Origin of the sequence: Streptomyces sp. NBC_01216 (assembly GCF_035994945.1) — a bacterium.
Classification (GTDB): domain Bacteria; phylum Actinomycetota; class Actinomycetes; order Streptomycetales; family Streptomycetaceae; genus Streptomyces.
Map to the genome: position 1 here is coordinate 1366807 of NZ_CP108677.1, position 19951 is coordinate 1386757.

Genomic DNA, 19951 nt, shown 5'->3' on the forward strand with positions numbered 1-19951 from the left:
GATCCTCGCCTCTCCGCGCGCCCGACGGCGGCTGCGCGGCCGTCGTCGCAGGCCCGCGACGACCCTCTGACCTCGTTCTCCGGCCCCTTCGCGGGCCGGGACCCCCGGGTCCGAGCCTCCTTCCGTCCGGGAATCGCGCTGCCCCCTTCACAGGCGCAAGCGAAAGGCGTCACGCCGTGCGTACCCGTACTCTCCCGTCCCTCGTCCGCAATCTGGGCATCCTCGCCCACGTCGACGCGGGCAAGACCACCGTCACCGAACGGTTCCTCTACCTCACCGGCGCCATCCACAAGCGGGGCGAGGTCCACGACGGCACCACCGTCACCGACTTCGACCCGCAGGAACGCGACCGCGGCATCACCATCTTCGCCGCGGCCGTCAGTTGTGACTGGGCCGGACACCGTGTCAACCTCATCGACACACCGGGCCACGTCGACTTCTCCGACGAGGTCGAGCGGGCCCTGCGGGTGCTCGACGGCGCCGTCGCGGTCTTCGACGCCGTCGCGGGCGTCGAACCGCAGAGCGAGGCGGTGTGGCGCCAGGCGGACCGGCACGGTGTCCCCCGGATCGCGTTCGTCAACAAACTGGACCGCGCGGGCGCCGACCTCGACACGGCGGTCGAGTCGATCCGGACCCGGCTGCACACGGTGCCGCTCGTCGTCCAGCTGCCGATCGGCCGGGAGGACGGCTTCACCGGCGTCGTCGACCTGGTGCGCCTGCGCGCCCTGGTGTGGGACGGCGACGGCGGCCCGTACACCGAGGGGCCGCTCCCCGACGGCCTGCTCGCCGAGGCCCGGCTGCGGCGACGACGGCTGGAGGAGACGGTGGCGGAGCTCCATCCGGCGGCCCTGGAGGAGTTCTGCGCGCGGTCCGCGCTGAGCGAGGGGACGCTGGTCGCCGCGTTGCGCGACCTCACCCTCGACGGTGGGGGCGTGGTCGTCCTGTGCGGCTCGGCCTATCGCAACCGCGGTATCGAACCGCTGCTCGACGCCGTGGTGGCCTACCTGCCCGCGCCCCCGGACGTACCGCCGGTCCGCGGGACGCTGGACGGCGCCCCGCAGGAGCGGGCGGCCGACCCGGACGAAACCTTCACCGCGCTCGTCTTCAAGGTGCAGTCGACGGCCACCGGTCGTCTGACCTGTCTCCGCGTCTACGCGGGCACCCTCAGGAAGGGGGACACCGTGCTCGACGCCACCACGCGGCGCACCGAGCGTGTCGGCCGGATCCTGCGCGTCCAGGCCGACCGGAACACCGAGGTGGACGAGGCCGCCGCGGGCGACATCGTCGCCGTCGTCGGGCCGAAGACCGCCCGCGCCGGCTCCACGCTGTGCGCTCCGGGCGCACCGCTGGTCCTCGAACCGCCGTCGACGGCCGACCCGGTCGTCTCCGTCGCCGTCGAGGCCCGCAGGAGTCTCGACACGGACCGGCTGGCGACGGCGCTGGCCCGGCTCACCGAGGAGGACCCCTCCCTGGTGGTGCGGACCGACCCGGAGACCGGCCAGACCGTGCTGTCGGGGATGGGTGAACTGCACCTGGAGGTGGCGGTCGAGAAGGTCCGGCGCGCCCACGGGCTGGACGTCACCGTCGGCAGGCCGCGGGTGGCGTACCGGGAGACGGTCGCCCGCGGCGTGTCCGGCCTGCTGTACCGGCACGTCAAACAAGACGGCGGCGCCGGCCAGTTCGCCCACGTCGTCATGGACGTCGCACCTCTGGAGGAAGGGACCGTGGACGGTGACTTCGTCTTCGCGTCGGCGGTCACGGGCGGCCGGGTGCCACAGGAGTACGTCCGCGCGGTCGAGGCCGGCTGCCGGGACGCCCTGGCGGAGGGCCCGCTCGGCGGGCATCCGGTGACCGGTGTACGGGTCGTGCTCACGGACGGCGCGACGCACGCGAAGGACTCCTCGGAGATGGCATTCCGCGCGGCGGGACGCTTCGCGCTGCGGGAGGCCCTGCGGGCGAGCGTCATGACGCTGCTGGAGCCGGTGGCCGAGGTCACGGTCACCGTGCCGGAGGAGGCGGTCGGCGCGGTGCTCGGCGACCTGGCGGCGCGGCGCGGCCGGGTCACCGACTCGACGGCCCGCTCCGGCGCGGCGGTCGTGACGGCGACCGTGCCGCTGGCCGAACTCTTCGGCTACGCGTCCCGACTACGCTCGCGCACCCAGGGCCGGGGCACCTTCACCAGCCGCCCGACCGGCTACGCCCCGGCGGCGTCGGCCGGCTGAGAGCCCGTCGGTCGAAGGCCACCCGGCGGGCTCTCGGAGGTCGAGCTCGGCCCGGATGGTCTTCCCGGCCGGTACGCGGCCGAGCTCGGCCCACCGTGACCCCCGGCACCTGGACGACGAGCGGGCCCCGACCCGTCTCCTCCAGGTGCCGGGGTCCGGCGATACCGGCGTCCTGTCGCGGACGGAGCCGTACGCCCGCGAACTCTTCGGCGAACGAAGTCCGACTCCGGGAGACGAGGAGACCGAGGCGGGGCCCACGGCCCGCCGCGAAAGGCGACGTCTGCTGACGGAGCGTCCGAACACGGCCTGCCGCCGGCCCGACTTCGTCGCCCACGTCCGCGCCGGAGGACCGGAGGCCGCCCCGGACGTCAGTCCTCGGCCGGGGTGAGCCGCAGCGAGATCGAGTTGATGCAGTACCGCTGGTCGGTGGGGGTCGGATAGCCCTCGCCCTCGAAGACGTGGCCCAGGTGCGAGCCGCAGCGGGAACAGCGGACCTCGGTGCGGAGCATGCCGTGCGAGCGGTCCTCGATCAGCTCGACCGCGTCGCTGTCCTTCGGGTCGTAGAAGGACGGCCAGCCGCAGTGCGACGCGAACTTCTCCGTCGAGGTGAACAGCTCCCCGCCGCACGCCCGGCAGGAGTAGACGCCCGAGGTCGTGGTGTCGGTGTACTCGCCACGGAAGGCGGGCTCCGTGCCGGCCTGCCGCAGGACCTGGTACTCCGCCGGGGTCAGCTCCGCGCGCCACTGCTCGTCCGGCTTCTCGACGTCGTAGGACATGAGCTCGCTCCCTCTGCTACTTCGACAGGTGGTCCAGGATCCGCGGGCCGAGGTCCGTGACGTCACCCGCGCCCATGGTCAGAACGAGATCACCGGGCTTCGCCATTCCCGCGACGACCTCCGGGACGGCGTCCTTGTCGTGGACGGGCGTCACATCGGCACCGGCCCGCCGGCCGGCCTCGATGATCAGCTCGCTGGTGATGCCGGGGATGGGGTCCTCGCGGGCCGGGTAGATGTCCAGGACGACCGAGGCGTCGGCGAGGGCCAGCGCGTCCCCCATCTCCTTGCCGAGTTCCTGCGTGCGGGAGAAGAGGTGGGGCTGGAAGACGACGAGCAGACGGGAGGCGCCGGCGGCACCGCGCATGGCCTCCAGGTCGGCGGTCATCTCGGTCGGGTGGTGGGCGTAGGAGTCGATGACCTGGACGCCCGCGGCCTCGCCCTTGAGCTGGAGGCGGCGGCCGACGCCGGTGTAGGCCGTCAGCGCCTGGGCCAGCTCCGCGGGGTCGACGCCCACCCGGGCACCGGCGGCGAGAGCCGCGGCGGCGTTGTGCGCGTAGTGACGGCCGGGTACGGAGACGGTGAAGGCGTGCTCGACTCCGTCGAGGACGACGGAGACCTCGCTGGTCATGCCCTGCGGAGTGATCGAGCGGATCCAGACGTCGGAGTGCTCGGCCTCGCCGACGGTCACCACGTGCAGTCCCCGCCGGCCGGCGACCCGCCCGGCCAGTTCGAGGGCCCCGGAGTGCTCGCCGACGACCAGCGTGCCGCCGGGCCGGATCTTCGCGGTGAACGCCTCGAAGGACTCGTAGATCTCGTCCATGGAGGCGTAGTTCGCGTGGTGGTCCAGCTCCACGTTGAGGACGATCGCGACCTCGGGGTCGTATTTCTGGAAGCTGCGGTCGCTCTCGTCGGCCTCCGCGACGAAGACCTCGCCGTCACCGTGGCGGGCGTTGGTGCCGGGACCCGCCAGGTCGCCGCCGATCGCGTACGAGGGGTCCAGGCCGAGCTCGGTGAGGGCGACGGCCAGCATGGAGGTGGTCGTCGTCTTGCCGTGGGTGCCGGCGACGGCGATGGCGCGCAGGCCGTCCATCAGGGAGGCGAGCGCGTCGGAGCGGTGGACGACCGGGATGCCCAGCTCGGCGGCCCGGAGCAGCTCGGGGTTGTCGGCGCGGATGGCGCTGGAGACGACGACGCCGGAGGCGTCGTCGGCGAGGTGATCGGCGGCGTGGCCGATGTGCACCGTGACACCGAGCGCGCGCAGCGCCTCGGCGGTCGCGGACTCCTTGGCGTCACTGCCGGCGACCTTCGCGCCGCGCTGGGCGAGGATCTTCGCGATGCCCGACATTCCGGCACCGCCGATGCCGATGAAGTGCGGCCGTTCCATGGTGGCAGGGACGGCTGCGGCAGGGGTGGCGGGTGCCATGCGTGGTTCTCCCCGGGGTGCGTCGTACTGGAAGCCCCCAGCCTAGTAGCTCCCGCCCGGTGGCTCGCGGCCACGCGGCGCCGGGGGCGGCCCGGGGGGCGCGGGGGCCTGGGCGGAGGCGTCCGGGGGGCGGTGCGGGCTCGGGGCCCACGTGTGGCCGGGGGTGGCGCCGTGGCCCCGGCACCACCCCCGACCTGCTCGGATACCCCGGCGGGGCGACCGGTGCCATGCCGGGCGGCGCGACGGGGCGAGCGGCGCCTGACGCGGCGCTAGTCGCTGTGCGCGAAGAGCTTCAGCACCGGCACCCCCACCTTGTGCCGGGCCCGGGAGGCCCAGTCCCGGTGGAAGAACTCCTCCACGTAGTGCGGGGCCGTCAGCACGATCACCTCGTCCGCCTCCGACTCGTCCACCACGGCCTTCATCTTGTTCAGGGGGTGGTCCTCCACGACCTGGCCGACCGCCTGGCAGCCCGCGTCGCGGAGTGCCTGGAGCGATAGCTCCAGCGCCTGCTCGGCGGGGCCCCGGGCCGCCGTGCCCTCCGGTTCCTCACCCTCTCTGGTCGCTTCCTTCAGTTCGCCCATGGCGACGTCGTCGATGGCGCGCAGCAGCACATCGGCCTGGTCACCGCGCGGCTGCATCAGCACGATGAAGGACACGGACTCGTCGCCGTGGAGGGTGGTGACGAATTCCACGTCGACCGACGTCAGGGGCTTCTCGATCATCAAAACGCTTGTGAACACCTCAGGAGCCCTTCTGCGGAAACCATCCTTCCCCGTGCCCGCACGGGGTCTGCGAGAGTAATAGTGCCCAGCGGAAGCTAAGCGGAACGACTAATTCCGCTGTTCGTCAGATCCGACGGTAGCGGGTGAAGAGAAACCCGGCCTCTTCCAGCAGCGACGCCACGGCGAACCGTTTCGGGACGTCCACCGACGGCCCGCCGGCGATCCGTTGCGCGCCGCCCGCCGTCATGGTCGGCGAGAGCGTCAGGCACAGCTCGTCGAGTACCCCGGAGGCGACGAACTGACCCAGCAGCCGGGGACCGCCCTCGGTCAGCTGCCGCTTCAGTCCGCGCTCCGCGAGCGCGGTCACCACGCGCCCCGGGTCCACGCCGGCTCCGTCACCGGCGATGACCACCTCGGCGCCCGCCTTCTCGGCCGCCAGCAGCTTCTCCGGGGCGGCGGCGGCGCCGGTGAGGACCAACGTCGGCACCAGCGGCGCGGTGAACAGCGGAGCCGAGAAGTCGAGCTCCAGGGAGGCGCTGGCCACGGCGATCACGGGCGCGGGGCCCTGGCCCGCGGCGGCCCTGCGACCGGCGAAGACCTCTCGCGCCCGAGCCGGCCGGTACCCCTCCGAGCGCACCGTCTGGGCGCCCACCACGACCACGTCGGCCAGCCCGCGCAGGGTGCCGAAGATCCGCATGTCGGACGGGGAGGAGAGGGGCTGGGAACGACCCTCGTGCTGCCCCGCTCCGTCGAGCGAGGAGACCATGTTGGCGCGCAGCCACGTGCCTTCCGGGCCGCGGTCGGCCTCTTCGGGATAGGCGTAGGCGTCGGCCAGCTCGTCGAGGGACCACTCCCGGTCCCCGGCGGTGGCTTCGGCGGCTGTCATGTCCGTCACAGGGAACAGGCGTCGCATCCTCGCAGTCTGACACGGCGCTTAGAGTGGATGACTGTGTCGACCCGTTCCCCGCACGCCTCCCCCGCCATAACCGAGGCCGCTTCCGCCGAAGCCTCCCCGGTCTCCCTCTGCACCCGGGAGCCGCAGGTCCCCGCCGACCGGCTGGTCGCGGAGATGGTGCCGCCACCGCGGTTCGACGCGGTGCGCTTCGACACGTACATCCCGGACCCGAACCGGCCCAGCCAGACCGACGCGGTCAGGGTCCTGAGCTCCTTCGCCGAGGGTCTGGGCGGCGCGCACGCCAGCGGTGCCGGCAGGCGTCCGGTGCTCGGCCGCTGGTTCGCGAGGAAGCCGGCCGCCCCCACCGGGCCGCGCGGCGTGTACCTGGACGGCGGCTACGGCGTCGGCAAGACCCACCTGCTCGCCTCTCTCTGGCACGCGACCCCGGCCGAACCGGCCCTCAAGGCATTCGGCACCTTCGTGGAGCTGACGAACCTGGTCGGCGCCCTGGGATTCCAGCAGACCGTGAAGACCCTCGGCGGGCACCGGCTGCTCTGCATCGACGAATTCGAGCTGGACGACCCGGGCGACACCGTGCTGGTGTCCTCGCTGCTCAGCCGGCTGGTCGAGTCCGGAGTGGCACTGGCCGCGACCTCCAACACGCTGCCGGGGAAGCTCGGCGAGGGCCGGTTCGCCGCCGTCGACTTCCTGCGCGAGATCCAGGGCCTGTCCGCCCACTTCCGGCCGCTGCGGATCGACGGCGAGGACTACCGCCACCGGGGACTGCCCGAGGCACCGACGCCCTACTCCGAGGAGCGGGTGACGAAGGCGGCCTACGCCACACCGGGCGCCTCGCTCGACGACTTCCCGCACCTGCTGGAGCACCTGGCGAGGGTCCACCCCAGCCGGTACGGCGCGCTGACCGACGGGCTGAGCGCGGTCTGCCTCACCGACGTGCGCCCGGTCCCCGACCAGTCCACCGCGCTGCGGCTCGTCGTCCTCGCCGACCGCCTGTACGACCGCGAGGTGCCGGTGCTGGCCTCGGGGCTCCCCTTCGACCGGCTGTTCAGTGACGACATGCTGAAGGGCGGGTACCGGAAGAAGTACTTCCGGGCGATCTCCCGGCTCACGGCGCTGGCACGCGACGCAAAGGGTCTGGTGGAGCAGTAGGTTGGGGGCCATACCCGATCGAAAGGGAATCACCATGGCCACCGTCCGTCACGCCCACACCGTCTGGGAGGGCGACCTCCTCCAGGGCAAGGGCGTCGTCACCCTCGACTCCTCCGGCCTCGGTTCGTACGAGGTCTCCTGGCCGGCTCGCGCCGAGGAGCCGAACGGCAAGACCAGCCCCGAGGAACTCATCGCCGCCGCGCACTCCTCCTGCTTCTCGATGGCGTTCTCCAACGGTCTGGCCAAGGCCGGCAACCCGCCGGCCCGCCTGGAGACCAAGGCCGACGTCACCTTCCAGCCGGGTGAGGGCATCACGGGCATCCACCTGACCGTGCGCGGCGAGGTCCCCGGACTGGACGCGGACGAGTTCAAGGCGCTGGCCGAGGACGCCAAGAAGAACTGCCCGGTCAGCCAGGCACTCACGGGGACGACGATCACGCTGACCGCCGAACTCGTCTGACGCTCGCGCGACATGGGGCCGTCGTGGCCCGCATGGTGCATCTGACGCACGCCTCACGTGCGGCACGGTTCACGCGCCGCACGCTGCGTGGTACACACATGCGGGTCACACGTCACTTCTGTCCTGTCCGCCAGCAGGGGAGCTGTTGCCCCATGTCCGCAACACGACGTCAGATCCTTTCCCGCACCGGCGCGTCCGTCGCCGGCATCGCCTTCTCCGGCGCCCTCTCGGAGCTCTTCACCGGGAGTGCGAGCGCCGCGGGGCGCGGCGGCTACGGCCCGCTCGTCCCGGACCCCGCCGGCCTCCTCGACCTTCCCCGGGGCTTCCGCTACACGGTCCTCTCCCGGCAGGGCGACCCCCTTCGCTCCGGCGAGGGCCTCGTCCCGAGCAACCCCGACGGCATGGGCGCCTTCACCGGCCGTCGCGGCCGCGTCCATCTGGTCCGCAACCACGAGAACCGGGTCACCGGCGCGATCGGCGTCCCGGTCGTCCAGGGCCTGACCTACGATCCGGCCGCCAAGGGCGGCTGTACCGCGCTCGCGCTCGACGCCCGGAACGACGTCCTCGGCGAGCGTGTCGCCCTCGCCGGTACCGCCGTCAACTGCGCCGGCGGACCCACACCCTGGGACACCTGGCTCACCTGCGAGGAGACCGAGGACCGGGCGGGGACCAACGGATACACCAAGGACCACGGCTACGTCTTCGAGGTCGACGGCGCCGATCCGCACCGCACGGGGGCCGTCCCGCTGACCGCGATGGGCCGCTTCCAGCACGAGGCGGTCGCCCTCGACCCCCGCAACGGCATCGTCTACGAGACGGAGGACGCCTTCGACCGGCCCTTCGGCCTCTTCTACCGCTTCCTGCCGGAGAGGCCGCTGGGCGGCACCGGTTCGCTGCGCGCGGGCGGGGCGCTGGAGGCCATGCGGGTACCCGGTGCCCCCGACCTGTCCCTGATCCAGGAGACCGGCGCGAGCTTCGGCGGCGTCGAGTGGGTGCCGGTTCCGGACCCGCTGGCCACGCGGACGCCCATCCGGCTCCAGGACTTCGGCCCGCGGGGCATCACCCACGCGCAGAAGCTGGAGGGCTGCTACTGGGGCGGCCGGGCCGTGTACTTCGTGTCGAGCTTCGCCCGTGCCGCGGACGGCTCCGCCGGCACCCACTTCGGGCAGGTGTGGAAGTACGAGCCACACCGCCGACGACTCACGCTCGTCGTCGTCTTCGGCCCCGGCACGGACATCCGGCTGCCGGGCGAATCCCCGGACAACATCTGCCTGGCCCCCCACGGCGGGCTGATGGTCTGCGAGGACGGCGGCGGCGCGCAGTACGTGTACGGGCTGACCCGGCACGGCGAGGTGTACGCGATGGCGCGGGGCGCGCAGAACACCGGGACGCCGGAGGATCCCGAGTGGGGAGAGTTCGCCGGTGTCACGTTCGCGCCGGACGGGCGGACGATGTACGTCAACTGCTACCGGCCGGGGACGACGTTCGCCGTGACGGGGCCGTGGCACTGAGAGCCTGTCGGGTGGCCTTCGGCCGCCCGTACAGGGGCCACCTGACAGGCTCTGAACCGCCGGTCCGGGTACGGGCCGCCGGGGTACCGGGCCCCGGTGGGGTGACGCCGGGGGCGTCGGACCGTGCGGAGGGCGGCCCGACGCCACGCCGCCGTCGAGCCGCGAACGATTGAGTGCGATGATCGTATAACTTCCGATCGTGACCATTTCTGCACGAAAGATGGGTGCGCTCGGCCTGCTGGGCGCCGTCCTCGTCGGCTGCGGAGGAGTCGGCACGACGGCCCCGGGCGACCCCGCGAAGCCGGCCGCCACCCGCCCGGCGCTCGCCCCCGCCTCGGCTCCCGCGTCCCGGCCGGGGGCAGGAGCGGAGGCGGGGGCGGGCGCCGGGCCGGACACCGCGGGAAGCCCCGGCGCCGCACCCGGTCCGGCGACGGTGCCCCAGGCACCGCCCACCATGGCCCCGGGGCCCAGCGGCATGACGCCCGTGTTCACGCGACGGACCCAGGGCACGGAGAAGGTCGTCGCGCTCACCTTCGACGCCGACATGACGGCCGACCAGGGTCCCCGGGCGGCCCGCGGGGAACGCTTCGACAACCCGCGCCTCATCGCGACGCTCCGGCGCCTCGGGGTCGACGCGACGGTCTTCATGACGGGCCGCTGGGCGGAGGAGTACCCGGACCAGGCACGGTCGATCGGCAACGACCCCAGGTTCGAGATCGCCAACCACTCCTACAGCCACTACGCCTTCGCCTCCCCCTGCTACGGCCTGCCCACGGTGACCGAACGGGACATGGCGGCCGACGTGACGCGTGCCTTCGACGCCTTCCGCGAGGCCGGGGCGCGCCATGTCGTGCCGTACTTCCGTTTCCCGGGCGGCTGCTACGACGACACCGCGCTGCGCGCGCTCGCGCCGGCGAAGGTCACCGCGGTGCAGTGGGACGTGGTGAGCGGGGACGCCTTCGCGACGGACGCCGACGCCGTGGCCCAGCAGGTCCTGGACGGAGTCCGGCCGGGCTCTCTGGTCGTCATGCACTGCACCCGCAGCGCGGCGCCCGCCACGGAACAGGCGATCCGCCGGATCGTTCCCGAGCTCCGGGCGAGGGGCTACCGCTTCGTGAAGGTCTCGGAGCTGATGGGCCGGCAGAGTCCGCGCGGCTGAGGGACTCTGAGGGCCTGTCGGGTGACGTGTCCACGCGGACGGCCGGGACGCCCGCGCGGGTCGCTGACCGCCATCACGCCGAGGACGGCGAAGACGCCCAGCGGAGCGGCGCAACCGACAGCGGTCAGGAACGCCGCCAGGTGTGCCCGCCACCGCCCCACGGTGGCCACCACCTGCCGCGCCGCGGCGGGTTCCCGGTCGAGGTTCAGTTGGCCGAAGCCTTCTGCGGGGTGAGTTCGCTCGGCCGGACGATGACGAAGCCCTGCCCTTCCAGCTTCAGCTGTACCGCCTCACCGGAGCCGCCGCGGACCATCGAGCCGAAGGACTGCGAGCGGTGCAGCGTCGTGTGCAACCGCTCGCTCCAGCCGACGACCGCGTCGGTGTCGACGAAGACCGGCGCCTGTGGGCTGACCGGAATGACGATCGGGCTTCCCTCGCAGATCAGGGCGATCTTCCCGTGACCCGAGAAGACGCTGTTGAAGAGACCGCCACCGGTCATCCCGGCGCCCTTCACGGTCTTGATCTCGTACGAGAGGGTGGCGTCGAAGCACAGGACGTTGCGGCCGTTGACGGTGAGCGCGTCGTTCTGCTCGATCTCGACGATGAAGCAGTTCTGCGCCTCGTGCGCGAACCACGCCTCGCCCCGGCCCCGGACGGCCATCAGCGCCAGGCCCTCGCCGGTCACGGCTCGCTTGAGGAGGCCGCCGATGCCCTGGCCCTTGCGCTCGAAACGGAGGTCTCCGCGAAAGGCGATCATCGAGCCCTGGCGGGCGTGCATCTCACCGTCGACGGCGTACTTGACGGACTTGGGGTTCTGAAGGGTCATTCCCGGGAAGGTCGCCGGCTCGACAAGGTTCTCCGTGGCGAACAGATCGCTTTTCATCCGTGCATCCTGGCCCGGAAGGATTGGTTCCGACAACAGGCGCCGGTGACGCGGGTGGCAGAATCCCCGGGTGAACAGAGATGAGACCGACCCCGAGACCGTCCGCGCGGACTCCCGGGACGAGCAGCCGCAGTTCGTCCTGCCGCTCGTCGTGCGGATCGAGCGGGCCGGTCCCCCGGACCGTACCGACGCGCTGGAGACGTCGGCCCGCGCGGTCCTGGCGATCCTCTCGGACGACCGCGCCCGGGGTGACGGCGCGTGGGCGCGGGCGATGACGGACTGGCAGGACGCCCGGATCCGCAAGGTGGTGCGGCGGGCCCGCGGTGCGGAATGGCGCCGGGCGGGCGGGCTGCCCGGGATCACGGTCACCGGCCGGTCGGCGGAGGTCCGGGTGTTCCCGCCGGTCCCGCTGGACGGCTGGCCCAAGGAGCTGGCCAGACTGCAGGTGTCGGGGACGGAGCTGGACGACCCGGTCGAGCCCGGTGACGGACCGGCCGGGGCCGCGCGGCTGTGGCTGAACCCGGGGCTCGACATGTCGGCGGGCAAGGCGATGGCGCAGACCGGGCACGGCGCCCAGTTGTTGTGGTGGGAGATGACGGAGGCGGACCGCGCGGCATGGCGCGAGGACGGATTCCCGCTGTCGGTGCGGACCGCGTCCGTGGAACGCTGGGCCGAGCTGACCACCAGTGGGCTGCCGGTGGTACGCGATGCCGGATTCACGGAGATCGCTCCCGGTTCGCCCACCGTGGTCTCCGCGTTCCCCGTCGTCGGTCCGCCCGGTCGTTGAACACGGCCGCCCGTTCATCCGTATTCCCGGATACCGTCAAGCGGCTTGATCGGTCGCCAGGTTGGCGGTTCAGTCTGCGGTGATACCATCGCACAGCTGCACGGGAGACACCTTGTCGCTACGCCTCAACGGAACGGCCCTCATCATCGCGGCGCTGGTCGCGACGGTCGGCGCGCTTGCCTTCCCCGTCTGGTCCTACGCCGATCGCTCCGGAACCGGACAGGCCAATCTCAACGCGTCGAGCGTGCCCACTCCGTGGGGCCCGCTCTCGGCCACGGACCGGGACTTCCTCGTCAAGGTACGACTCGCCGGCCTCTGGGAACTGCCGGCCGGCCAGCAGGCCATCGAACGCGCCCCCAGTCAGGCCATCCGGGACGCCGGCGACCACCTGGTCGTCGGCCACAGCGATCTGGACCGGCGGGCCCGGAGCGTGGCCGCGAAGCTGGGGGTCGAGCTGCCGAACCAGCCGACCGAGCAGCAACAGGGCTGGCTGCGGGAGATGACGGCGGCGAGCGGGGAGGAGTACGAGCGGAAGTTCGCGAACCTGTTGCGCGACTCGCACGGGAAGGTGTTCGCGCTGATCGCGGAGGTCCGGCACACGACCCGCAACACGCTGATGCGGCAGCTGGCGAGCGACGCGAACCAGACCGTGCTCGACCACATCACCATGCTGGAGGCGACCGGGCTGGTCGACTTCGACGCGATGGCGAACGAGGCCGCCGGGCGGAAGACGGCGCCGCCGACGGGTCCGCCGGTGGTGCCGTCGCCGGCCGTGCCGACCCCGGCGGTACCGACCGGGGACCAGACCTTCACCTCACGGCCACTGCCGGAGTCCAGCCTCGTCACACCCACCTCGTAGACCGGGACGCGCCGCCCCGCCCCAGGTCCCCGGTCCCGGGTTCCGCTCCGGCGGAACCTCAAATCAACCTCTGAACGTCCCTCCCACCGGATTCGAACGAATCCCGTGGGGTCATCACGTGAGGGACTGAAGGAGGGGGACATGGCGGAACTCGGCATCGGCATCGGCTGGCGCCCGGAGATCGCGGAGGCGGTGGAGGCGCTGCCCGGCGTCGACTGGGTGGAGGTCGTCGCGGAGAACATCTGTGTGGGCCACCTGCCCGACTCCCTGACCCGGCTGCGTTCGCGCGGGGTCACGGTGGTCCCGCACGGGGTGTCTCTGGGGCTCGGCGGCGCGGACCGGCCGGACCCGGCACGGCTCGCTGACCTGGCGGCGAAGGCCACGGCCCTGGGGGCGCCGCTGGTGACGGAGCACCTCGCGTTCGTACGGGCCGGGGGCGCGCGGACGGCGACACCGGTGCTGGAGGCCGGCCATCTGCTTCCGGTGCCCCGCACCTGGGACGCGCTGGAGGTGCTCTGCGAGAACGTCCGGATCGCCCAGGACGCGCTGCCTGTCCCGCTGGCACTGGAGAACATCGCCGCGCTGATCTCCTGGCCGGGCGAGGAGCTGACCGAGGGGCGGTTCCTGGCGGAGCTGGTGGAGCGCACGGGTGTGCGGCTCCTGATCGACGTCGCCAATCTCCACACCAACCACGTCAACCGCGGAGAGGACCCGGCGAAGGCGCTGGCGGACCTGCCGGTGGAGGCCCTCGCCTACGTGCACGTGGCGGGCGGCGTGGAACGCGACGGCGTCTGGCACGACACCCACGCCCACCCGGTACCGGCCGAGGTGCTCGCCGTTCTGTCGGACCTCGCGTCTCGGGTCTCCCCGCCGGGTGTGCTGCTCGAAAGGGACGACCACTTCCCGTCGGCGGAGGAACTGGCCTCGGAGCTGGCGGCGATCCGGCGGACGCTGAAGGCGGCGCGGGCGGGGACGACGGACCTGACGTCCCGGCCGGACGCGGCGGCGCGGACGCGTGCCACCGCCCGCCGCGCCGTCGCCTCCCCCACCGTCGCCTACTCCGCGGACCGGCGACCCTCCGGGGACGGGGAAGAACGGCCCGTGCTCATCGGCGCGGGCGCCCGGGTGTCGGGCGGCCTCATGCCCGGCCCGCGCCGGCCCGCCCGGGTGGCCGTCGGCGCGGCCGGGCCGACGGGCGCACGGCGGCCCGCGCTCCGCTTCCGGCAGCGGCGGGGCGGGGCGATACCCCGCCCCGCCGCTGCCGCCCCCGCCCCGCACTCCGGCTCCGGGGCGGCTGACGGCGCACGCGAGCGGCTCGCGCTCGCCCAGACCTCGCTGTTGTCCGCGCTCGTCGCCGGCACCCCCGTACCCGAGGGCTTCGACCGGAGGCGGCTCGGGGTGCAGAGCCGGGCCCTGGTGGCCAAGCGCGCGGGAGTGATCGCGAAGGTGGCCCCCGAGCTCCCGCAGATCCTCGGCGAGGACTTCCGCCCGGCCTTCCGCTCGTACGCCCTGACCCGTCCGATGTCCGGGGGGTACCGGCGCGACGCGCTGGACTTCGTCGAGCACCTGCTCGTCGCCGGCCGTCCCGAGGACGCCGAAGCGCGCCGTCGTCTCACCGACTGGTGGCGGGAACGGGCCGACGTCCGCCCGCCGGGACGGTCGACGAGGCTGGCCCGCGCCGCCCGCGCCGCGCTCGCGAGGAGGTGGGCGGCGTGAACGGGCTCGCCCTGTTCGTCAGTGCGGCCGGAGTCGTCTGCGCGCTGCTGTTGATCGTGAAGGTCGCCCGCACCCGGCGGGGTTCCGGCGGCGAGCTGCACGACCGTGACGAGGTCGCCTTCGTCAACGGCGGCCCGGCCCGGGTCGTGGACGCCGCTCTCGCCTCGCTCCAGGCCGACGGCCGGATCGGCGTCGGCGGGCCCGGCATCGTGACGGTCGTGCGCCCCACCGCGCACGGCCCCGTCGAGCGTGCCGTCCTCCAGGAGCACGCGGCGGCCCTGCACGGTGGGTTGCACACGCTTCGGGCGGCCGTGGTGCGGCACCAGGCCGTCCAGGAGATCGGCGACGGACTCGCGGCCCGCGGCCTCCTGGTGCCGCCGCCCGCGCGCCGCTCGGTGATCGTCTGGAGTCTCGTCCTCGGACTGGTGAGTCTGGCCATGTTCCCCGTCGCGATCGTCCTGACGGTCGTGGAGTTCACGGGCGTGGAGTTCACGGGCGTGGACGACATCGCGTTTCCCTTCGTCCTCAAGGTCGCCCCGGTCCTCGTCGGCGCCGGGATCACGGCCCTGGTCTGCGGCGCGGCCTCCGCCGACCGGGTGACCTCCGCCGGCCGGCGGGCCGCCGCCGCGTACCTGCGCGCGTCCGGGCACCTCGGCGACCCCGGTCACCTCGTCGCGGTGCACGGGCTGCGGGCCCTGCCGGACCCGGTCCTGCGGGAGCAACTCCTCGCGGCGGCACGGGCACGCCGGCCCACCGCCGGCAACCGTCGGCGCCGCGGCGCCGGCCGGCCCGGGGGCGGCGGATTCACCGGCGGCCGGCACCACGGCTCCTCGGCCGACGCCGTCGGCGTGGTCGCCGTCTGGTGCGCGGGCGACGCCGGCTACGGCGTCGGCGACGGAGCGGGCGGCTGTTCCGGCGGCTCGTGCTCCAGTGGTTCCTGCTCCGGCGGTTCGAGCTGCGGCGGGTCCGGCGGGAGCTCCTGCTCAAGCGGTTCGAGCTGCGGCGGGTCCGGCGGGAGCTCCTGCTCCGGCGGTTCGAGCTGCGGCGGGTCCTGAGCGAGACCGGCGGGGACGGCGCGGCGGCGATCGCGACACCACCCGTCGGTCCTTTACACCGGGCGCCTCACCCGCTTTCGTCCCTTGTGGACGAAAGGAAGGTGGCGATGAGAGCCCTCGCGCTGTTCGGAACCGTCGGGTCGCTGGTGCTGTCGTCCGTGGCCGCCGCGCCGGCCGCCGGGGCCGCGGACCCGGCGTCGGCCGAGGCCCTCGGGACCCTCACCGCGGCCCGCCGCGCCGCCGCCGATCCGCTGCGCTTCGGCACGTGCCCGGCGGCGGAGCGGCTGCCTTCCACCGTCCGGTGCGGCACACTGCGGGTCCCCCTCGACTACGCGGACCCGGACGGTCCCCGGATCGCCCTCACGGTCAGCCGGGTCGGGGCCTCGGGCCCGGCCTCGTCCCGCCAGGGCGCGCTGGTCTACAACCCGGGCGGCCCCGGCGCCTCCTCGACCTTCTTCCCGCTGGCCGCGGGCCTGCCGGCCTGGAAGCGGATCGCCGCGGCCTACGACCTGGTCGGTTACGCCCCGCGCGGTGTCGGGGGCTCCGCCCCGGTGTCCTGCCAGGACCCCGCCGACCGTGTCCAGGGCCCGACGCCGGCGCCGACGCAGCCGTCGGAGGTCTTCAAGCGGGAGCGGATCGCCCGCGCGAAGACGTACGCGTCGGGCTGTGCCCGCCGTACCGGTCCGTCGCTGCGGCATTACCACTCGCTCAACAACGCCCGTGATCTGGAGGTGCTGCGGGCGGCGCTCGGCGAAACGCGGCTGACGTACATGGGCGCCTCGTACGGCACGTACTTCGGCGCGCTGTACGCGACGCTGTTCCCGCACCGGGTGCGCCGCATGGTCTTCGACGCCCCCGTCCACCCCGCGCCCAGCCGGATCTGGTACGCCGACAACCTCGCTCAGTCCGCGGCCTTCGAACGACGCTGGGCCGACTTCCGCACCTGGGTCGCGAAGCACGACACGGTGTACGGACTCGGCACCACCGCGGAGCGGGTGCGGCAGAGCTACGAGAGGGTGCGCGCCGAGCTCGCGGCGCGTCCGGCGGGCGGCCGGGTGGGGCCGGGTCAGCTGCACGCGGCGATGCTCCCGACCGGGTACCACGACGGGTACTGGCCGTCGCGGGCCGCCGCGCTCTCCCGGTTCCTGGAGGGAGACCCCGCGCTCCTGATCGAGCAGGCCGCTCCGGCCGGAGACCCGTCGCGCGCGGCGCGGCCGGCGCTGTCGTCGGCGGCGCCGTCCACCGGCTCCGGCGACGGGATGGCCGTCTACACGGCGGTGGAGTGCAACGACGCGCCCTGGCCGGAGGACTTCGCCGTCTGGGACCGGGACAACACCCGGCTGGCGAGGAGCGCGCCTTTCGAGACCTGGGACAACGTGTGGACCAACCTGCCCTGCGCGTACTGGAAGGCGCCGCGGCAACGACCGCTGGACGTGCGCACCGCTCCCGGCGTGCTGCCGCCGGTGCTGATCCTGGCCGCCGAGCGGGACGCGGCCACACCGTACGAGGGGGCGCTGGAGCTCCAGCGCAGACTGTCGGGGGCGGCCCTGGTGACCGAGCGGGACGCGGGGACACACGGCATCGGGGGCGGCGAGAACGCCTGTGTGAACGGCCATCTGGAGACGTATCTGCTCACGGGGGCCGTGCCCGGAAAGACGCCGGTGCGGCGCGCGTCGTGCGCGCCGCACCCGGAGCCGGACCCGGTGTCGCTGGACCGGCGGGCCGAATCGGGGATTCCGCCCGCCGTCTGATCTTCCGGGTCGAGGGGTGACTCCCGGCTGGGCGCCGGGTCGTCACCGAGTCCGAGGAGCTGTCGGAGGGCCGGTCAGGCCAGGCCCGTCACCAGCTCGGCCACGCTCTTGCGACGGCCGGTGTAGAACGGGACCTCCTCGCGGACGTGCAGCCGCGCCTCGGACGCGCGCAGGTGCCGCATGAGGTCGACGATGCGGTACAGCTCGTCGGCCTCGAAGGCGAGGAGCCACTCGTAGTCGCCGAGCGAGAACGAGGCGACCGTGTTGGCGCGCACGTCGGGGAAGCCGCGGGCCATCTTGCCGTGGTCCGCGAGCATCCGGCGGCGGTCCTCGTCCGGCAGCAGGTACCAGTCGTAGGAGCGCACGAAGGGGTAGACGCTCACGTAGTCGCGGGGTGTCTCGTCGGCCAGGAAGGCCGGGATGTGCGACTTGTTGAACTCGGCGGGGCGGTGCAGTGCCATGTTCGACCACACCGGTTCCAGAGCGCGGCCCAGACGGGTGCGCCGGAAGAGGTTGTACGCCTCCTGGAGCTCGTCGCTCGTCTCGGCGTGCCACCAGATCATGACGTCGGCGTCGGCGCGCAGACCGGAGAGATCGTACGTGCCGCGGACCGTGATGTCCTTGGCGGCGAGCTGGTCGAACAGCTCCTGGACCTCGTCGGCGAAACCGGCGCGGTCCTCGGGCAGAACGTCGCGCAGCTTGAACACGGACCACAGGGTGTAGCGGATGACCTCGTTGAGGTCCTTCGCCTTCTTACCGGCGTTCGGGATCTTTTCGGGCGCACTCATACGCCTATTCTCGCCCGTCACGGACAGTGCCCGGCACCAGGGTCGGTGGTTTCCGACGTGTCGATGATCTCGTCCGCCGCCCGATGGGCGGAGGCGACGCAGGCGGGGATGCCGACACCGTCGTACGCGGCGCCCGCGAGACGAAGTCCGGGCAGGCCCGCGACGGCCGCCCGGATGCGGGCGACCCGGGCGAGATGGCCCACGGGGTACTGGGGCAGGCCGCCGGTCCAGCGGGTGACGGTGGTGGCGACCGGGCGGGCGGTCAGTCCGACGGCCGCGCCGAGGTCCTTGAGGGAGGCGGCGACGAGATCGGCGTCGTCGCGGTGCAGCTGCTCCTCCTCTCCGTGCCGGCCGACGGAGGTCCGCAGCACGAACGAGCCGGGAGCGCCGTCGGTCACCCACCGCCACTTCTGGCTGGAGAAGGTGGACGCCTTGATGGTGTGGCCGTCGACGGGTGGCACGAGGAAGCCGGAGCCGGGCAGCTCGCCGAGGTCGGAGCGCCGGAAGGCGAGCGTGACCAGGGCCATGGAGGCGTACTCGACCGCGCCGAGTTCGGCGGCGGCTTCGGGCGCCTCGTCGGCCAGCAGCGCGGCGGCGACGGGGGCGGGGGTGGCGAGGACGACGGCGTCGGCGTGGCGGGTGCGGCCGTCGGCGACGACCTGCCAGCCCGGTGCGGCGGTGCGCGGGGGGTGCCCGGGGGCGGTCGTGGCACCGTCGGGCGCCGGGAGGCGGCGCAGCGCGGTCACGGGGGTGCGGGTGAGGATCTCGCCGCCCGCCGCGCGGACGGCCCGCGCCAGCGCGTCCGGGAGGGTGCCGATGCCGCCGACGAGGCCCAGGAAGGCGGAGCCGCCGAGGCCGGTGGCGGCGCCCGCGGCGTCGGCGGGGGTAGCGGCGCCCGCGCGCTGCACGGCATGCACGGCGTCGGTGAGCGTGGGGTGCGAGCGGGCCGCTTCGTACAGGCCGGGCACGGCGGCCCGCAGGGAGATCCGGTAGGCGTCGCCGGCGTACACCCCGCCGAGCAGCGGCTCGACCAGCCGGTCGACGACCTCGTGGCCCATCCGCTCGGCGACGTACGCGCCGATGGCGATGTCGTCGCCGATCTCGGTGGGGGGCAGTTCCCGGTCACGGGCCACGCGGCGCACGCCCTCCTCGGAGAGCAGCCCGGCCAGTGCCCGGCCGTCACCGGGCACGCCCATGACGTGGCCCTTGGGCATCGGGGTAAGGCGTCCCCTGGACCAGACCGAGGCGGTGGTGGTGGCGGGTGGTGTCAGGCGGTCCTCCAGGCCCACGGCGCGGGCGAGGTCCACCGCCTCGGGGCGGCGGGCGAGCAGCGACTCGGCGCCGAGGTCGACCGGGGTTCCGGCGATCTCCCCCGCGAGGAGTTTCCCACCGAGCCGGTCGCCTGCTTCGAGCAGGGTGACCCGTGTCCCGGCCGAGACCAGCCGGTGGGCCGCCGCGAGCCCGGCGACGCCGCCTCCCACCACGACGACGTGCGCCGGTGGCCTGCCCGTGATGTCCGCGTTCATGGCTCCACTCTCTCAGAGCCTTGTCGGATGCCCCTGTCCGGGCGGTCACGGCCGGGCACGCGCGCTTCCCGCGTTGCCGCCATGTCCGAGTGGCCCCACTGCGAGGACCCGCCTCCCGGCGCCTCGGCCTGGCACGCGCCGTGCCGCGCCCGCCTTCCGGCCGAAGGTCACCCGGCAGGCTCTCAGCCCCGTTCCGCCGTCCGTTCCGAGGCCGGACCGTGACCGTATCGCCACCTCGGGAAGGCAAC

General features: G+C 73.5%; 17 protein-coding genes. 10 read left to right on the forward strand and 7 right to left on the reverse strand.

All coding sequences use genetic code 11. From position 1 onward, the window contains the following. The first annotated feature begins 176 nt into the window (after positions 1–176). On the forward strand, positions 177–2222 hold the full coding sequence (gene fusA / locus OG393_RS05865) for an elongation factor G (protein ID WP_327373540.1): 2046 nt from the start codon (positions 177–179) through the stop codon (positions 2220–2222). Positions 2223–2590: 368 nt separating this feature from the next. Here fusA and msrB read toward each other — a convergent pair whose 3' ends face one another. The 4 genes from msrB to OG393_RS05885 form a co-directional block, all read right to left on the reverse strand. Next, complete coding sequence (gene msrB, locus OG393_RS05870; protein WP_327373541.1) at positions 2591–2998, reverse strand: peptide-methionine (R)-S-oxide reductase MsrB; 408 nt, start codon at positions 2996–2998, stop codon at positions 2591–2593. A 16-nt stretch (positions 2999–3014) separates the two neighbouring features. Further along, positions 3015–4421, reverse strand: coding sequence for a UDP-N-acetylmuramate--L-alanine ligase (gene murC, locus OG393_RS05875; protein ID WP_327373542.1), 1407 nt, complete (start codon positions 4419–4421; stop codon positions 3015–3017). 269 nt (positions 4422–4690) lie between these two features. Then, entirely contained in the window at positions 4691–5161 is a 471-nt protein-coding gene (locus OG393_RS05880) for an indole-3-glycerol phosphate synthase (protein ID WP_327373544.1), read from the reverse strand. Positions 5162–5267: 106 nt separating this feature from the next. After that, positions 5268–6056 (reverse strand): pyrimidine reductase family protein, encoded by a 789-nt coding sequence (locus OG393_RS05885; RefSeq protein WP_327373545.1) that lies wholly within the window; start codon positions 6054–6056, stop codon positions 5268–5270. 30 nt (positions 6057–6086) lie between these two features. Here OG393_RS05885 and zapE point away from each other — a divergent pair, with 30 nt between their 5' ends. The 4 genes from zapE to OG393_RS05905 all read left to right on the forward strand — a co-directional run bounded on the left by zapE (position 6087) and on the right by OG393_RS05905 (position 10338). Next, positions 6087–7208: a cell division protein ZapE gene (zapE, locus tag OG393_RS05890; protein ID WP_327373547.1), complete on the forward strand. Its 1122-nt coding sequence runs from the start codon at positions 6087–6089 to the stop codon at positions 7206–7208. Positions 7209–7242: 34 nt separating this feature from the next. Continuing rightward, positions 7243–7668, forward strand: coding sequence for an OsmC family protein (locus OG393_RS05895; RefSeq protein ID WP_327373548.1), 426 nt, complete (start codon positions 7243–7245; stop codon positions 7666–7668). Positions 7669–7820: 152 nt separating this feature from the next. Then, positions 7821–9179, forward strand: a complete 1359-nt coding sequence (locus OG393_RS05900) for an alkaline phosphatase PhoX (RefSeq protein ID WP_327373549.1) — start codon at positions 7821–7823, stop codon at positions 9177–9179. Between the two features lie 220 nt (positions 9180–9399). Then, positions 9400–10338 (forward strand): polysaccharide deacetylase family protein, encoded by a 939-nt coding sequence (locus OG393_RS05905; protein WP_327378323.1) that lies wholly within the window; start codon positions 9400–9402, stop codon positions 10336–10338. A 205-nt stretch (positions 10339–10543) separates the two neighbouring features. Here the strand turns inward: OG393_RS05905 and OG393_RS05910 are convergent, their stop codons facing one another. Beyond that, complete coding sequence (locus OG393_RS05910; RefSeq protein WP_327373550.1) at positions 10544–11221, reverse strand: AIM24 family protein; 678 nt, start codon at positions 11219–11221, stop codon at positions 10544–10546. 70 nt (positions 11222–11291) lie between these two features. On the opposite strand from OG393_RS05910, the gene OG393_RS05915 reads away from it, so the two are divergent. From OG393_RS05915 to OG393_RS05935, 5 genes are all read left to right on the forward strand, one after another. Beyond that, on the forward strand, positions 11292–12008 hold the full coding sequence (locus tag OG393_RS05915) for an aminoacyl-tRNA hydrolase (RefSeq protein WP_327373552.1): 717 nt from the start codon (positions 11292–11294) through the stop codon (positions 12006–12008). Positions 12009–12120: 112 nt separating this feature from the next. Continuing rightward, positions 12121–12867, forward strand: coding sequence for a DUF4142 domain-containing protein (locus OG393_RS05920; protein ID WP_327373553.1), 747 nt, complete (start codon positions 12121–12123; stop codon positions 12865–12867). Positions 12868–13008: 141 nt separating this feature from the next. Continuing rightward, the gene (locus OG393_RS05925; RefSeq protein ID WP_327373554.1) at positions 13009–14583 is read left to right on the forward strand and encodes a DUF692 domain-containing protein; all 1575 of its coding nucleotides are present in this window, start codon (positions 13009–13011) and stop codon (positions 14581–14583) included. Then, the gene (locus tag OG393_RS05930; RefSeq protein WP_327373555.1) at positions 14580–15638 is read left to right on the forward strand and encodes a TIGR04222 domain-containing membrane protein; all 1059 of its coding nucleotides are present in this window, start codon (positions 14580–14582) and stop codon (positions 15636–15638) included. The genes OG393_RS05925 and OG393_RS05930 overlap by 4 nt, the downstream gene beginning before the upstream one ends. A 107-nt stretch (positions 15639–15745) precedes the next feature. Continuing rightward, positions 15746–17389: an alpha/beta hydrolase gene (locus OG393_RS05935; protein ID WP_327373557.1), complete on the forward strand. Its 1644-nt coding sequence runs from the start codon at positions 15746–15748 to the stop codon at positions 17387–17389. Positions 17390–17463: 74 nt separating this feature from the next. Here the strand turns inward: OG393_RS05935 and hemQ are convergent, their stop codons facing one another. Next, the gene (hemQ, locus tag OG393_RS05940) at positions 17464–18177 is read right to left on the reverse strand and encodes a hydrogen peroxide-dependent heme synthase (RefSeq protein ID WP_327373558.1); all 714 of its coding nucleotides are present in this window, start codon (positions 18175–18177) and stop codon (positions 17464–17466) included. A gap of 17 nt (positions 18178–18194) precedes the next feature. Then, positions 18195–19703, reverse strand: a complete 1509-nt coding sequence (hemG, locus tag OG393_RS05945; protein ID WP_327373559.1) for a protoporphyrinogen oxidase — start codon at positions 19701–19703, stop codon at positions 18195–18197. Positions 19704–19951 lie beyond the last annotated feature (248 nt).